At 34.1% G+C, this 15,302-nt stretch carries 18 protein-coding genes; 10 read left to right on the top strand and 8 right to left on the bottom strand.

What is annotated here, in order from left to right; all coding sequences use genetic code 11:
- Window positions 1–180: 180 nt before the first annotated feature.
- The 7 genes from B3L86_RS02305 to mnhG are packed head-to-tail and all read left to right on the top strand — an operon-like array spanning window position 181 to window position 5,920.
- Window positions 181–2,475, top strand: coding sequence for a putative monovalent cation/H+ antiporter subunit A (locus B3L86_RS02305; protein ID WP_291114634.1), 2,295 nt, complete (start codon window positions 181–183; stop codon window positions 2,473–2,475).
- Window positions 2,476–2,480: 5 nt separating this feature from the next.
- Window positions 2,481–2,894: a Na+/H+ antiporter subunit B gene (locus tag B3L86_RS02300; protein WP_291114632.1), complete on the top strand. Its 414-nt coding sequence runs from the start codon at window positions 2,481–2,483 to the stop codon at window positions 2,892–2,894.
- 2 nt (window positions 2,895–2,896) lie between these two features.
- Window positions 2,897–3,250: a Na+/H+ antiporter subunit C gene (locus tag B3L86_RS02295; protein ID WP_291114630.1), complete on the top strand. Its 354-nt coding sequence runs from the start codon at window positions 2,897–2,899 to the stop codon at window positions 3,248–3,250.
- Window positions 3,247–4,773: a proton-conducting transporter membrane subunit gene (locus B3L86_RS02290; protein WP_291114628.1), complete on the top strand. Its 1,527-nt coding sequence runs from the start codon at window positions 3,247–3,249 to the stop codon at window positions 4,771–4,773. The genes B3L86_RS02295 and B3L86_RS02290 overlap by 4 nt, the downstream gene beginning before the upstream one ends.
- Before the next feature lie 4 nt (window positions 4,774–4,777).
- Window positions 4,778–5,254 carry a Na+/H+ antiporter subunit E gene (locus tag B3L86_RS02285; RefSeq protein ID WP_291114626.1) on the top strand — a complete coding sequence of 159 codons (477 nt, stop codon included), beginning with the start codon at window positions 4,778–4,780 and terminating at the stop codon, window positions 5,252–5,254.
- Window positions 5,251–5,526, top strand: coding sequence for a cation:proton antiporter (locus B3L86_RS02280; protein ID WP_291114625.1), 276 nt, complete (start codon window positions 5,251–5,253; stop codon window positions 5,524–5,526). The genes B3L86_RS02285 and B3L86_RS02280 overlap by 4 nt, the downstream gene beginning before the upstream one ends.
- Window positions 5,519–5,920 (top strand): monovalent cation/H(+) antiporter subunit G, encoded by a 402-nt coding sequence (mnhG, locus tag B3L86_RS02275; protein ID WP_291114623.1) that lies wholly within the window; start codon window positions 5,519–5,521, stop codon window positions 5,918–5,920. Before B3L86_RS02280 ends, mnhG begins: the two co-directional genes overlap by 8 nt.
- A 49-nt stretch (window positions 5,921–5,969) precedes the next feature.
- Here mnhG and B3L86_RS02270 read toward each other — a convergent pair whose 3' ends face one another.
- From B3L86_RS02270 to B3L86_RS02245, 6 genes are all read right to left on the bottom strand, one after another.
- Window positions 5,970–6,206: a YtxH domain-containing protein gene (locus B3L86_RS02270; RefSeq protein WP_188362130.1), complete on the bottom strand. Its 237-nt coding sequence runs from the start codon at window positions 6,204–6,206 to the stop codon at window positions 5,970–5,972.
- 11 nt (window positions 6,207–6,217) lie between these two features.
- A complete protein-coding gene (locus B3L86_RS02265) occupies window positions 6,218–6,382 on the bottom strand; it encodes a lmo0937 family membrane protein (RefSeq protein WP_188362131.1) in 165 nt (54 codons plus the stop codon).
- Window positions 6,383–6,576: 194 nt separating this feature from the next.
- Entirely contained in the window at window positions 6,577–6,795 is a 219-nt protein-coding gene (locus tag B3L86_RS02260; protein WP_291114621.1) for a general stress protein CsbD, read from the bottom strand.
- A gap of 105 nt (window positions 6,796–6,900) precedes the next feature.
- Window positions 6,901–7,119 (bottom strand): hypothetical protein, encoded by a 219-nt coding sequence (locus B3L86_RS02255; protein ID WP_291114619.1) that lies wholly within the window; start codon window positions 7,117–7,119, stop codon window positions 6,901–6,903.
- 213 nt (window positions 7,120–7,332) lie between these two features.
- A complete protein-coding gene (locus B3L86_RS02250; protein WP_291114617.1) occupies window positions 7,333–7,872 on the bottom strand; it encodes a helix-turn-helix domain-containing protein in 540 nt (179 codons plus the stop codon).
- Window positions 7,873–8,014: 142 nt separating this feature from the next.
- On the bottom strand, window positions 8,015–8,770 hold the full coding sequence (locus B3L86_RS02245) for an NYN domain-containing protein (protein WP_291114615.1): 756 nt from the start codon (window positions 8,768–8,770) through the stop codon (window positions 8,015–8,017).
- A 194-nt stretch (window positions 8,771–8,964) separates the two neighbouring features.
- Between B3L86_RS02245 and B3L86_RS02240 the strand changes: the two genes are divergently transcribed.
- Complete coding sequence (locus B3L86_RS02240; RefSeq protein WP_291114640.1) at window positions 8,965–10,224, top strand: aminotransferase class I/II-fold pyridoxal phosphate-dependent enzyme; 1,260 nt, start codon at window positions 8,965–8,967, stop codon at window positions 10,222–10,224.
- A 65-nt stretch (window positions 10,225–10,289) separates the two neighbouring features.
- Here B3L86_RS02240 and B3L86_RS02235 read toward each other — a convergent pair whose 3' ends face one another.
- The gene (locus tag B3L86_RS02235) at window positions 10,290–11,408 is read right to left on the bottom strand and encodes a GTP cyclohydrolase (RefSeq protein ID WP_291114613.1); all 1,119 of its coding nucleotides are present in this window, start codon (window positions 11,406–11,408) and stop codon (window positions 10,290–10,292) included.
- A 2-nt stretch (window positions 11,409–11,410) separates the two neighbouring features.
- The gene (locus tag B3L86_RS02230; protein ID WP_291114611.1) at window positions 11,411–12,364 is read right to left on the bottom strand and encodes a transporter; all 954 of its coding nucleotides are present in this window, start codon (window positions 12,362–12,364) and stop codon (window positions 11,411–11,413) included.
- 120 nt (window positions 12,365–12,484) lie between these two features.
- Here B3L86_RS02230 and B3L86_RS02225 point away from each other — a divergent pair, with 120 nt between their 5' ends.
- Together B3L86_RS02225 and B3L86_RS02220 are read left to right on the top strand one after the other, a co-directional pair.
- Complete coding sequence (locus B3L86_RS02225; protein ID WP_291114609.1) at window positions 12,485–12,751, top strand: DUF4834 family protein; 267 nt, start codon at window positions 12,485–12,487, stop codon at window positions 12,749–12,751.
- A gap of 74 nt (window positions 12,752–12,825) precedes the next feature.
- Window positions 12,826–15,276, top strand: coding sequence for a YfhO family protein (locus B3L86_RS02220; RefSeq protein WP_291114607.1), 2,451 nt, complete (start codon window positions 12,826–12,828; stop codon window positions 15,274–15,276).
- Window positions 15,277–15,302 lie beyond the last annotated feature (26 nt).

Genomic DNA, 15,302 nt, shown 5'->3' with positions numbered 1-15,302 from the left:
AGTTGTGAGACGGCTTCTTTTTTTTGTTATATATTAATTTATAAATATCAGAAACTGTTTTAATCTCATCTTTATTGATTTAAAAAAGTGGAGGGTTAAATTTTTGATAACATTTCATTGGCAGACTCTTTCTGTGTTCATTATTCAATATATTTGCAATGATATAGTTTTTGAAAACCAATGATAGTTACCATACTGCTTTGTGTTGTAGTGGCTTTGATTTTAATTTTTTTTGGTAAAAAGTTAAAAGGAACAACTTCCTATCTACTCACTTTATTGCCTTTATCTCTGTTTGTGTATTTTACCACTTTTATTGGAAAAATAAAACAAGGAGAAGTTCCGACTCAGTTGTTTGAATGGGTTCCCAGTATGGGTGTTCATTTGAGTTTCCGTATGGATGGCTTAGCTTTGTTGTTCAGTTTGTTAATCACGGGCATAGGTACTTTGGTTTTTTTATATACTTCCTATTATCTAAAGGGTCATACCTATCTGGATCGTTTTTATGGGTATTTGTCCATTTTCATGGGAGCCATGTTGGGGTTGGTACTTTCAGATTCTATTATGGGCTTGTTTATTTTTTGGGAGTTAACGAGTATCAGTTCGTTTTTCTTAATTGGTTTTAATAACCATGACAAAGGTTCCCGAACGTCGGCTTTACAAGCTTTGGCAATCACAGGATTTGGTGGATTGTTTTTATTGGGAGCTGCTATTTTATTTGGATTTATTGGAGACACTTATTCGATTCAGGAATTGATTCATAGTGGTATCGATTTTACAGAAAGTCCGTATTACGTCATTTTATTAGTATTTATACTTGTAGCTGCGTTTACCAAATCGGCTCAGTTTCCGTTTCATTTCTGGTTACCCGGAGCGATGAAAGCTCCGACTCCGGTTTCTACCTACCTGCATTCTGCCACCATGGTAAAAGCGGGTATCTATTTGTTGTTACGATTTACACCGCTGTTAGGAGATCATGAATTTTGGAATACAACTTTATTTACTGTTGGAGCCATCACGATGCTTTATGCTGCTTTTCACACGTTATTTCGAACCGATTTAAAAGGGATTTTAGCTTATTCTACCATTTCTGTTTTAGGTATTTTGGTTTTTTTAATTGGAATTGGTACTACCACAGCGTTACATGCCGCATTGGTTTTTATAGTAGTGCATGCCTTGTATAAAGCAGCACTTTTCTTAATAACGGGGATAATTGATCATGAAACCGGAACAAGAAATGTAACCAAGTTAAGTGGATTGAAATCGGTCATGATGCCTGTTGCCGTTGCCGGATTTTTAGCGATGTTGTCAAATGCGGGCATGCTACCGAGTTTTGGATTTGTTGGCAAAGATTTGATATATGAAGCTACCTTACAAAGTAGTGAAGCGGTTTTGTTTACGGTTTTTGCGGTTGTAACTAATATATTGTTGTTGTATGCCGGATATCAAGTAGGGATAAAACCATTTATTGGCCCATTACCGGAAACTTTTAAATCTGTTCATTTACCGGATAAACGGTTGTGGATGCCTCCTTTGTTGCTGGGTATTTTAGGAATGTTATTCGGATTGTTTCCTTCGATTTTAGACAATGCCTTGTTTCAGCCTTCCTTGAATGAATTAGTTCCTGACTCTTTTGTAGCACCGTTAAAATTATGGCATGGCTTCAACTTTGTTTTGCTTTTAAGTATCGGAACACTAGCATTAGGAGTCCTTTTGGTTTTTGTGTTAAAACCATCGGCTGTAAAAGAATTGAAACTTAAAAAAGTAGATTTCTTAGCACCCAAAACATTGTTTAGAGGATTTGCGAATGGCTTTCAGGAAACGGCTTCCCTTTGGACGAACTTTTTTCAAAATGGATATTTACGAAATTATATCCTTACCATTATTTTGTTTTTAAGTTTTTTGATTGGTTATTATTTGATTAATAATGTTACCTTTTCACTTGATTTTAATTCGTTATTGGATCTAACAATTTATGAGGTTTCCACCTTATTGATTATGATTGTGGCCATATTTTATGCCGTTTTTACAAAATCCCGATTAGCTGCTGTGGCCGCAATGGGTGTTGTGGGTTATGCTATTTGTATGATTTTTGTGTTTTATAGTGCTCCTGATTTGGCGATGACACAGTTTACCATTGATACTTTAACCGTCATTTTGTTTGTATTGGTATTGTATCGATTACCAAAATATTTAACGCTTTCTGATTTTAAAACAAGAGTGCGAGATGGTTTTATTGCTCTGTTATTTGGTTCTTTGATTACTATCCTGTCAATTGAAGTTTTACAAGTTTCGAATGCGGGTGAAACCAAGCAGTTTTACGCTGAGAACTCCTATGTTTTGGCAAAAGGAAAGAACATTGTAAATGTGATTTTAGTAGATTTTAGAGGAATGGATACCATGGTAGAAATTACGGTTTTAGTAATTGCTGCTTTGGGCGTTTTTGGTTTATTAAAATTACGAATTAGAAATAAATAAAAGCTATGAAGACTATAATTTTACGTACTGCTTCTACTTATTTACTGCCGTTATTACTGTTGTTTTCTGTATTTATATTGCTTAGAGGTCATTACCTTCCCGGTGGCGGATTCATCGGTGGTTTGATTGCTTCGATTGCTTTTATTTTACACGGATCGGCAAACGGACAGGAGAATACCAAAACCTTGCTTCGGATACACCCCGGATTTTTAATGCCGGTTGGTTTAGCAATTGCTTTTTTTAGCGGTATTGCCGGAATGGTTTTGGAAGGAAAAGAATTTATGACAGGTGTTTGGTTCAAAGACCCACTTCCGGTAATTGGAATGATTGGAACCCCCTTGTTTTTTGATATTGGTGTTTATTTAGTGGTGGTGGGAGTGACCTTAACCATTATTATGACTATTTCAGAATCCCCTTAATTATGGAAATACTATTAGCCGTTATAACCGGATTACTTTATGGTGCCGGTGTTTATATGATTCTCCGACGCAGTTTGGTGAAGCTTATTATTGGCTTAATCCTATTAGGAAACGGAGCCAATTTGCTGATTTTTTTGGTAGGAAGAATTGTAAAAGGAAAACCACCCATTATTCCGGAGGGTACTTCTACCATTTTGGATACCTATGCCGATCCGGTGCCACAAGCCTTAATTTTAACCGCCATTGTGATTAGTTTTGGTTTACAAGCTTTTGCTATTGTTTTGATAAAACGAGCTTATAAAGTTGTAAAAACTGACGATTTAGATCAAATGAACACCACAGACGAATACGCATGATAGCACATTTTTTATTATATCCGCTACTTTTTCAATTTGCATTAGCCATAGTGTTGATGTTCTTTTGGCATGATACTCGAATTCAACGTCGTTTAAGCGTTGCAGGAAGTGGCATTGCTTTATTACTTGCTGCTTTTTTGTTTGCACAGGTATGGCAATATGGAACCGTTACTTTTCAAGCGGGAGGTTGGCAAGCCCCTTTTGGAATTACGCTGGTAGTAGATATGCTTTCGGCTACAATGGTGCTGTTGACGTGTTTGTTAGGACTAGCCATTTCAATCTATTCCTCAGCATCAATAATCAGTGAACGAGCAAAGTTTGGCTATTTTCCCATTTATCATTTGTTGCTGATGGGTTTAATTGGTGCTTTTGTAACCGGTGATATTTTTAATTTATATGTTTGGTTTGAAGTAATAATCATTAGTTCGTTTGTCTTATTGACCATTGGTGGCGAAAAGCCTCAGATTGAATCGGCTGTAAAATATTTTACCTTAAACATTTTGGCCTCGGTTATTTTTTTAACCGCTATTGCGGTGTTGTATGGTATTACGGGTACTTTGAATATGGCGGATTTGTCAGTTAAAATTGCCGCTTCTGAAAATACAGGTTTAATCAATATTACTGCACTTATCTTTTTTGTTGGATTCGGGATTAAATCGGCCGTTTTTCCACTCTATTTTTGGCTTCCCTCTTCTTATCACACTCCACCGGCTGCGGTTTCCGCTATTTTTGGCGGACTACTAACAAAAGTAGGTGTTTATGCTATGATTCGCGTATTTACACTTATCTTTATCAGAGATGAGTTTATAGATAATTTGTTGATGACCGTTGCGGTTTTAACGATAGTAAGTGGCGGATTTGGAGCGTTGGTTCAAAACAATATTCAAAAAGTCTTTTCCTATCTTATTATTTGTCACATCGGTTTTATGATTGCCGGTTTGAGTATGCATTCTGAATTGGCCTTAACAGGAGCTATTTTTTATATGATACATGATATTGTAGTAAAAGGAAACTTATTCTTGGTGGGAGGGATGATATACAAAATAAAAGGAAGTAACAGTATGAAAGAGTTGGGCGGGTTTTATGGTTCTTACCCAAAACTGTCAATTTTGATGTTGATTCCATTATTCTCCTTGATAGGAATTCCTCCTTTGTCGGGATTTTGGCCAAAAATTTCGTTGCTAAAAGCAGGATTTGAAGACAATTATTATATTTTAATTGGGTTTATATTGTTGGGTAGTTTTTTAACTTTGTTTGTCATTGCTAAAATGTGGACCAATGTGTTTTGGAAAGCCAGTACCGGAATCCCAAGAAAACCTAATTTTAAATATTTCGGTGATTTAAAGTTTAAAGATAAATTAAATATGGTTCTTCCTATTGTTATTCTAGCTTTGGTCTCGTTATATATCGGATTTTTTGCTGAGCACGTTCAATTGTTGTCGGAGCGAATAGCCTTTGAATTATCCAACACCTCCGGTTACATTGAAGCTGTTTTGGGAAAAGTAACACCGGTTAATCCATAAAGTCATGAAAAAGTTAGTCTTATTAAATTTGATACTTACCATCGTTTGGGTTGCCCTAACGGGAAGTTTTGAGTTTATAAACTTTGTTTTTGGTTTTGTTTTGACTTTTTTAATTCTTTGGATAATCAGTTCAGATAAGACCGATCGTAAATATTTCAGAGTAATTCCAAGTATTATCTCTTTTTTCTTTTATTTTATATATGAATTGATAAAGGCCAATATTCAAGTGGCATATGATGTAATAACACCAACAATGTACATGAAGCCCGGCATTGTATCGGTTCCTTTGGATGCCAATACCGATTTAGAAATTACACTTTTAGCCAATGTGATATCGTTGACACCCGGCACCTTGAGTTTAGATGTTTCTGATGATCGCAAAGTACTCTATGTTCACGCTATGTATATCCATGACAAGGACGAATTTATACGAAGTATCAAAGATGGATTTGAAAAGAAATTATTAAACATTACCCGATGAGTTTGTACGAATTTTTATATTTTATAATTCTACCGATTTTATCCATTTCGGCAGTATTAGTTTTTATCCGGTTTTTGTTAGGTCCTTCTTTATCAGACCGAGTGGTGGCTTTGGATTTGTTAATTACTATAGGAATTGGTATTATATCGATTTATAGCATCATTACCAATCAACCTACCTTTCTTGACATTGCAATGATATTAGCATTGATTGCTTTTTTAGGAACGGTTGCTTTTTCCTATTATCTTGAAAAACGTAAAAAAAATGAGTGAGATACTGATTTATATATTAACTTCTTTTGGAGCTATTTTTATTCTTTTAGCAGGAATAGGTGTGATTCGGATGCCGGATTTGTATCTGCGAATCTCCGTGACAACCAAAGCTGCTACATTAGGAATAGGATTGGTTTTAATAGCTGCCGGAATTTATTTTAATGATTCTTCAATCACAACCAGAGTTTTAGCCATTATATTTTTTATGTTTTTAACTGCACCTGTTGGAGCCCATTTGATTGGAAGGTCTTCTTATTTTACCGGAATTAAACTCTGGAAAAAAAGTTTGATGGATGATTTGGAAGGAAAGTATGAACAGAAAACACACGTTTTGCAGAGTGATGAAAAGGAAGTAGAAAATCCTATTGAAACTAAAAAGGAAAATGAAGAATAAAAAAAATCCTTAAGTAATTACGGTAGTTACTTAAGGATTTATTTGGTTGCTATTCGTTGGAGTTCGCAACAATTTTGTTTGTTTTTCTCTCTAGATCAGAAAATTTATTGGTAACCGTATCAGAAAAGGAATCGAACTTGTGTTTTAGCTCATCTGCATAATCGTCATACTGATTTTTCATTTTTTTTCTGGTCACAGTTCCTTTTTCAGGAGCAAAAAGCACACCTAATAGGGCTCCAACTGCAAATCCGCCTAATAAGCCTAAAGTAAATTGATTGTTTGTCATTGTAATTGTATTTAAAGATTTGTATTTGATCCACCACCTCTTATTACTCTTAAGACTATTGCAATTATCGCAATTACTAATAGAACGTGAATGATGCCTGAAGAGCCGTAAGCAAAAAATCCAATTGCCCAAACGATTATAATGATGACTGCGATGTAATAAAGTAAATTGCTCATACTGTTTGTTTTTAAGGTTTATTTCATTTTGTTTTTTTTAAAAAAAGTGTGAATGTTAAAAAGATAAGCAAAATCTTTCTTGGCTGAATTACGACTAACTATATGGGAATTAAGTTGTATCGTATTGATTTCTCAATACTTTTCAGTAAGCAGTTTTTCCATTATATTTTTACTTTCAACATCCACACTTATAATTAAAGCGATGCTAATAGTGATGAAAGTTCATCTTTTGTCATCCCAAGCCTAACCTGAACTTTGGATAACATAGCATTTTTATTACCATCGTCAAAACGCAAGTCTGCGTCTGTAAGAGAGGTGAATTTCGCTTTAAGAATTCTTTTTTTATTATTCCAGTTGTTGTTTTTAACTGGCGATTTTAATGAAGCAAGTTTGTTTAAATATACGTTTTCCATTTTATAAATTTCTTTCTGATTATTAAATCAAAGGTATTCTATGTTGTTTGAAAAAGGATTATATAATCTTGTGTTAAAGTTGTATTATTTACACTTATTTAACTATTACACTCCCAATGCTGTTTCATTTTGTTTTGATTGGTTTAAAATTGCAATAATTGTCTCTAAATAATTATAGTAGCTTTCTTTAGAATATTTTGTTTTAGAATCCCAAAAAGGCAAAGGTGTTTCACTTAAGTGTTCATATATTTCAGGAAAATCTGTATGTAGTTTTTGAGTGATCTCTATGATCTTCATACCTAATATTTCTTCATATTTTTTCATTTGTTCTAGATTTTAATTGTTTGCTACTACTTCACTCACATTTAAGCAACGATAGTAGTTACTCCTTGTTTTTTTCATTACCGGATTATTGTTTTATAACCGGAAAACACAACCATTTATCTCCTACCAAAGGTGATTTAATTTCGGAAGGTATGGATTACACAATTGTGTCATAAAATTGCATTATTCACACATTAAGTATGTGTTGTGATGCTAATTTTTTTGTTGTAGTTGTTTGAAGTGAGAAGGAGTTAAGCCTGTGACTTTTTTGAATTGATTGGATAAGTGGGCCACGCTACTATAATGCATTAAATATGCGATTTCTGTTAGGTTGTTTTCATTGAATAGAACAAGTTCTTTGACTCTTTCAATTTTTAGATTGATGATATAATGTTCGATAGTCATGCCTTCAATTTCAGAGAAGGAACTAGCTAAAAAGGCGTAGTCACGGTTTAGTTTTTTACTTATATACTGCGAGTAATTCAGTTTTGGAAGATCGTCAGAATAACGAATCATTTCAATAATTACCTTTTTAATATCTTCAATTAAGATGATTTTTTTGTCTTCCATTAGTTCCAAACCGGAATTCAATAAACAAATTTTGAAGAGTGTTTGTTGTTCTGTAGTTAAGTTTTCTAAAATTTCTACCATACCAAGCTCTACAATGACATAGTGTAGCCCCAGTTTTTTCAACTCTTGCTTCACCATTAATTTACAACGTAAACTCACCATATGTTTTATGTAAAGCCTCATTTTTATTCAAAAAATGTAAAACTCCAATTAAAAGTTCAATCAGAGAAGCATTTCATGAAGCTAATTTAACGTTTAAAAAGTAGAATTAAACAATTGTTAAAGCTTTTTTGAAATATTTTGTTAAAAACAAAATAAAGACTTATTATTTTAACCTCACATATACATGTTTGATTCCTTTTTTATCCGATTCTCTTTCATGAATTTCCAACAAGTTGGTAAGTGATTTCATTAACGGTGTAAGCTTTGTAAAACCATAATTTCTTGGGTCAAATTCCGGTTTTTTCTTAACTATAAGATTTCCGACATCACCTAAAAAGGCCCATCCGTCGTCTTCGGCAATATCTTCAATACTGGATTCAATCAAGTCAATGGTTTCCACATCGATTTTAGGAATTATTTTTTCAATTTTTTTCTTGTCCGCAGGAGAATTTACGATTTTTTTCTTTTTAGCATCTTCTAAAACTTCAATAAATATAAATCTATCACAGGCACTGATGAAAGGTTTGGGTGTTTTTTGCTCCCCAATTCCAAATACTTTCATGCCGGATTCTCTGAGTCTAATGGCTAATCGTGTAAAATCACTATCGCTGGAAACAATACAAAAGCCGTCTAATTTTCCGGAATACAATAAATCCATTGCATCAATGATTAAGGCGGAATCTGAGGAGTTTTTTCCTGAAGTATAACTGTATTGTTGGATGGGTGTAATGGCGTGTTCTAATAAAACACCTTTCCAGCCGTTGGCATTAGGTCTTGTCCAATCGGCATAAATTCTTTTGGTGGTTGGTGTGCCGTATTTGGCAATTTCTTCCATCATGCCTTTTACATTGCTATATGGAACGTTATCTGCATCAATTAATACAGCTAGTTTCAAATCATTATCATCGCGTTGACTCATCTATCAAGTGTGTTATGTTTTATGCAATCAAATGTACACTTTTTTAAATAGCTTTTATTCAAATCTCTTCAAAATGCATATTTGAAAAATATTTCTATTTTTAAATAATTAGTACTTAAAATAGTATGAAAGAAACGAAGAAATACTTACTTTTGACCCGTTTTTTATATACCAAATTAATACCTTTTTTTATCATGGTAAAAGATTTATTCGAAAGAATTCAAAACAATAAAGGTCCTTTAGGAAAATGGGCTTCACAAGCTGAGGGTTATTATGTATTCCCAAAATTAGAAGGTGAGTTAGGACCAAGAATGACATTTCACGGGAAAAGTATTTTAAATTGGAGTTTGAATGATTATTTAGGCTTAGCCAATCATCCTGAAGTGAGAAAAGCAGATACAGATGCCGCAATACAATACGGTGCTGCATATCCGATGGGAGCTAGAATGATGAGTGGGCATACGGATGCTCATGAACAATTGGAGCGAGAATTGGCTGCTTTTGTAATGAAAGAGTCCGCCTATTTATTGAATTTTGGCTACCAAGGTATTATGTCAACTATAGACGCTTTGGTTACCAAAAATGATATTATCGTTTATGATGTAGATGCACATGCATGTATAATTGATGGAGTTCGTTTGCACATGGGTAAGCGTTTTACCTACCGTCATAATGATTTAGAAAGCATGGAGAAAAACCTGCAACGTGCTACCAAAATGGCGGAAGAAACAGGTGGTGGTATTTTGTTTATCACAGAAGGTGTTTTCGGAATGCGTGGTCAACAAGGAAAATTGAAAGAGATTGTTGCCATGAAAGAAAAATACAATTTCCGTTTATTAGTTGATGATGCTCATGGTTTCGGAACTCTAGGAAAAACCGGAGCTGGAGCAGGTGAGGAGCAAGGTTGTCAAGACGGAATTGATGTGTATTTTTCCACTTTTGCCAAATCTATGGCAAGTATTGGTGCTTTCATTGCAGCAGATAAAGATATAATTGATTATTTGAAATACAATTTACGTTCGCAAATGTTTGCCAAAGCTTTACCGATGATTCAGACTGTTGGGGCTTTAAAACGTTTGGAATTATTACGCAATCATCCCGAATTGAAAGATAAATTGTGGGAAAATGTTAATGCATTACAAAACGGTTTAAAAGAAAAAGGATTTAATATTGGCGATACCAATACTTGTGTAACACCGGTTTATCTTGAGGGTAGTATTCCTGAAGCGATGGTAATGGTAAATGACTTGAGAGAGAACTACGGAATTTTCCTTTCTATTGTGGTTTATCCGGTTATTCCAAAAGGTATTATTTTATTACGAATGATTCCAACGGCTTCACACACATTAGCTGATATAGAAGAAACCTTAACCGCATTTGAAGCAATACGTGAGAAATTAATTAACGGTACGTATAAGAAGATTGCTGAGGCTACTACTGTGGATGTGTCATAAGTAGGTAATGGGTAATAGTTTATAAATCAAAAAACCACTTCTTAAACGGAAGTGGTTTTTTGATTTTATAATTCTTTTCTATAGGTTCTTCTTTTTCTATCCACTTTTGGATCAAAGTTTTTCCATAAATTGTGAATAGCATTGTTTTCTTCGAGTTCAGGAGTTCTGATGCATTTAATAATTCCTTTTTCCTCAAAAACTTTATGGTATTGTTTGAAAATAATTGCGGTAACCCCTTTATTTTGGTAGTCTGGGTCAATGCCAATTAAATAAAATAAAACTTCCTTGCTGTGTTTTTTTGCTTGTAATAAATGATAAAAACCAAAAGGAAATAAGGAACCGTTTGCTTTTTTCAAAGCTTCTGCAAAATTTGGCATTACGATGCTGAAAGCCACTAATTTATTGGTTTGATCCACAACAAAAATGATGTATTCCGGATTAACAAAAGGAATGTATTTCTTTTTGAAATAGTCTTTTTGCCGTTCAGAAACTGCCACAAACGAGGCTAGTTTGGCATAGGATGCATTAAACAAATCAAACATTTCATCTACATAGGGTAAGATATCTTTTGTATTGGTGAACGTAACAGCTTTTAATCCATATCGCTTTCCAATAAGATCACTTGCTTTGTAGTAAGGAGAGGCATCCACATTTGAAAAGGAAAAAGTACTTTCAAAATATTCTTTTTCTTTTGTAAACCCTAATTTTTCTAAATGGTCTTTGTAATAGGGAAAATTATACCACGTTATCATTGAACCCATGTAATCAAAGCCTTCGGTGACTACTCCAACTTTATCTAAGTTGGAAAAACCCAACGGTCCTTCTACATGTTCAAGGTTGTTTTTTCTGCCTAATTCATATACTTTTTCCAACAAAGCTTTCGTGATTTCAATGTCATCTATAACATCCCACCATCCAAAGCGAACTTTCTTTTTTTGTTGGTTATTGACTTCTTCCCAATTGATGATAGCGGCAATTCTACCCACAATTTTATTTTCTTTATAAGCCAAATAAAAATAGGCTTCTGCGTTTTCAAAAGCCGGATTTTTTGTTTTGTCAAATGTCTCCAGTTCATCAGAAATCAATGGAGGAACCCAATACGGATGATTTTTGTATAAGGCAAAAGGAAACTTTACGTAATCTTTAATTTGTTTTTTTGTTGTAGCTTCTACAATTGTAATCATAACTATCCTTCAATTTCATCTAAGCGTTTTTTCTCCTCTTTTTCTTTTTTCTTTTTCTTGCCGTCTCTTTTATCTGCTGGATCTTCTTTTTCCAACATGATTGGTCGGTGTTTTTTGTCAAAACGCCAAGAGCATCCAATGCCACCATAAAAAATATCAGGAGTGTCTTTGAAGTTTTTACTTAGGGAAGCATCAATTTGAAAATTTTCAAACAAGAGATAGGCTGCTCCAACTGTTAAAATGGAGTCGGCATAATAATCACCTTGGATACCTTTGTTTTCCAGAAAACCGGACCATTTTTCATTAAATCCGTTGGTTAAAGTTATCACATAACCAAAAGATTGAAAATCTGTGCCAATTCTATCAGCAAATATATTGGTTACAAATACTAAGTGATTGGTTAAGTGTTGTTGCGTAACCACCATAGCTTTCGGACTAAAAGAGGGTTCTTCGGGAAATGAAAAAGCATCGCCCACAACAAAATTGGCACCCGCATAAACAGCAACAGCGGGTAATAAACGTCTCCAATTAAATTTTTGATTGGCTTTCCAACTGTAAATATTTACTTTTTCTTCATAGTTTTTATACGGGTCATAAAATAAATATTTGGCTCCAAAAGTCAGATTCCTAAAACCCGAACGATTGTCTTGAATTAATGGAGCGGTATATTGATCAAATTGCATTTGAGAGTTGAGTACAAATTCCAATTGCTCTAAGAAAAAGCCATATCGCAAATCAAGATTTAAACCCATTCCGGTTGCTTCATAACCCAAAAGTTTATGGTTTTCGCGATTAAAATAAATGCCACTTTCCACTTGAAAAACGGTTTTACCAACAGAATAAGCTGTCATCGACTCACCCGGACGGTTGGAATTAATCACATCAGTATGTTGGCCAAACGAAAGTTGAACCAAAAATAAAGCGAAGAGAAGGGATGATTTTTTTAATGTAGTCATAGCTATTTGGGATTGATAAGCTCAATAAGAACCAAAAATAGTGTTTTTTATTATTATTTTATGAAAGTTCATTTATTTTTGAGTGTTGGAATTCTTATTTTTACCAAAAATATTATCTTAATGCAAACAGCATCTGTACCGGGATTTATTAGAACTATCTTAATTATTGTTGGGATTTATTATGCCTTCAAGATTTTAGCTCGTATTTTCATGCCTTTTCTTTTGCGAAAAATGGTTCAAAAAGCAGAACAAAATTTCAAGCAACAAGCCGGAAATTTTCAACAACAAAATCAGCAAACACCACCCAATCCAACTACAAATCAAGGAACTCCTAAAGTGAAAAAACAGATTGGGGAATATGTTGATTTTGAAGAAATTAAAGAATAATGGAATTTTTTAAATTCAATGAAATTTAATTTTCTTATTATTACATAAGTTTAGAGCTTATCAATTTTCCAAACATGAAAAACGCATCAAAATTTTTACCACACCTTTTGGCAATACTTGGGTTTGTAGTGGTTGCTATCTTCTATTTTTATCCTGTTCTTCAAGGTAAAAAGATTTATCAATCCGATATCGTACAATATACCGGAATGGCCAAAGAACAAAATGATTTTAGACAAGAGGCAGGAGAGGAACCTTATTGGACCAATTCCGCTTTTGGAGGGATGCCAACCTATCAACTCGGAGCAAAATATCCACATAATTATGTGAAACAAGTTGATTCTGTTTTGCGGTTTCTGCCACGTCCTGCTGATTATTTGTTTCTTTATTTTTTAGGGTTTTATCTGTTGCTTATTGTTCTGAAAATTGATCCACTCAAAGCTTTTTTTGGGGCATTGGCTTTCGGATTTTCCACGTATCTTATTATTATATTGGGTGTTGGACACAATGCAAAAGCTCATGCGATTGCTTATATGCCTATGGTTGTAGCTGGTGTGATATTGGTTTTTCAGAAACGATTTATTGTTGGAGGTTTACTCACCATGGTTGCTGCAGCTTTAGAGATACAAGCCAATCACTTTCAAATGACCTATTATTTGTTGTTGTTTCTTTTGGTGCTTTCAGGCTATTTTATTTATAAATTAATTAAAACAAAAGATTTTAAAACAATTGGTATTGCTTTTGGGGTTTTTAGCTTAGCTGCTTTGTTAGCAGTAGGTGCCAATGCAACTAATTTATTAGCTACTGCCGAATATACAGCTTTTAGTACACGCGGTTCCAATGATTTGACGGTTGGTGCCGATGGAGCCACATTGTCAAAAAATACAGGTATGAGTTATGACTATATCACAGAATATAGTTATGGTATTGCAGAAAGTTTAAACCTAATTGCACCCCGACTTTTTGGCGGTGGTAATTCGGAAAACTTAGGCGAAAAAAGCAATTTATACGATTTGATTTTACGAGTTGGTGCCACACCTGATGAAGCAGCAGATTTTGCAAATAATGCACCCACTTATTGGGGAGACCAACCTATTGTGGCAGCTCCTGCTTATATAGGAGCCATTGTTTTTTTATTGTTTTTATTGGCTTTGTTTGCTGAAAAGCGAAAAATTAAATATGTCTTTTTGGTTGGAGCTATTTTCTCCTTGTTTTTGTCATGGGGTAAAAATTTTCCCATTCTGACCGATTTTTTTATTGATAGTTTTCCCTTGTATAACAAGTTTAGAGCTGTTTCTTCCATTCAGGTGATTTTAGAATTGTGTATTCCTGTTTTAGCAATTATGGGATTGCATTCCTTTTTTAAATTGGATAAGGAAGCCCAATGGAAAACCTTGTGGAAAGCATCCGCAATCGGGTTTGGTATATTAGCATTCTTGTTTTTAATTAAAGGAACTTTTTCTTTTACTACAGAAGGTGACGGCTATTATATTCAAGCTTATGGCGAATTAGGGCAACCTTTTATTGAAGCTTTGATTGAAGACAGAAAATCCATGTTTTCATCAGATTTGTTGCGTTCCATGGGACTGATTGCCTTAGTTTTTTTGCTTTTATGGCTTTATACTAAAGAAAAGATTTCACAAACTGTGGCAGTTGTTTTAGTGGGAACTATCATGGTTTTAGACTTGGTTTTGATTGATAAAAATTATGTAAACAGCGAAGATTTTGTGAATGCCCGTGCTATGGATTTTCCTTTTCAACCTACACAAGCAGATATGCAAATTCTTCAGGATTCCACGTTGCATTATCGTGTATTTGAACCTCGTGGTAGTATGTCAAACGCACGAACATCTTTTTTTCATAAGTCAATCGGAGGATACAGTGCCGTAAAACCACAACGCATGCAGCAGTTGTATGACTTTCATATTTCAAAAATTAATGCAGGTGTTTTAAACATGTTGAATGTCAAATATATCATTCAGACAGGCGAACAAGGTCAGTCTTTTGCAAGTATTAATGCTTTTTCTAACGGCAATGCTTGGTTTGTCGATCAAGTTATTTCAGTAAATTCAGCAGATGAAGAAATACGAGCATTAGATAGTTTGAACACCAAAACAACTGCGGTGCTCAATAAAAAGGAGTTTCCAATTGCAGCAAAAGAATTGACAAACAAAGTTTTTAAAACAGACAGTTTGAGTGCCATCCAACTTTCAGTTTACAAACCCAATTATTTAAAATATGAAGCACAAAATTCAAACGATGGAGTTGCTGTTTTTTCTGAAATATACTATCCAAAAGGGTGGAAGGTTTTGGTGGATGGAAAAGAAACTCAAATGTTTCGTGTGAATTATGTGTTGCGAGCTCTGCAAGTTCCGGCCGGAAAACACACGATTGAATTTAAATTTGAACCTCAAGTGATTCAAAAAGGCAGTACAATTGCTTTGTTTAGTTCTTTGGGAATACTGCTGTTGTTGATTGGTGGGGTTTATTTTGAGTCTAAAAATCAATCTACAAAAGAGAATTTATAACATATTTTTATTTGTATATTTGATTC

Source organism: Flavobacterium sp. UBA6135 (genome assembly GCF_002428305.1).
Lineage (GTDB): Bacteria > Bacteroidota > Bacteroidia > Flavobacteriales > Flavobacteriaceae > Flavobacterium.
This window is presented reverse-complemented; position numbering and strand designations above follow the sequence as displayed.